Source organism: Nitrospira sp., assembly GCA_005116745.1.
Classification (GTDB): domain Bacteria; phylum Nitrospirota; class Nitrospiria; order Nitrospirales; family Nitrospiraceae; genus Nitrospira_D.
In genome coordinates this window covers 1-266 of record SWDS01000018.1, presented here as the reverse complement: position 1 = coordinate 266, position 266 = coordinate 1, and the positions used below count along the sequence as shown (strand labels likewise).

Sequence of the window (266 nt, the reverse complement as noted above, 5' to 3'; positions counted from 1 at the left end):
TTTGATTACTTGATAGCAGCCTGCGGCCTTTTAAAGGAAAGAGGCCACCGTTTTCATTGCCAGATTGTCGGTGGTGGTGATGACGGCTACACCGACACCTTGGTTCGCCTCATCAAAGAACTCGGCCTTGAAGACGCGGTAAGCCTATGTGGCGCGGTCACGCAAGAAGAGCTGCGCGACATTTACAAGCAAGCGACCGTATTTGCCTTGCCCTGCCTCGTAGTTGGCAACGGGGATAGGGACGGAATCCCCAATGTCCTGGTTGA

Annotated in this window: 1 pseudogene (running past one end of the window); it reads left to right on the top strand. The window is 53.8% G+C overall.

The annotated features are described in order from the left end of the window. A pseudogene (locus E8D52_18600) lies at positions 1-266 on the top strand (glycosyltransferase family 4 protein) (it extends 291 nt beyond the left edge of the window).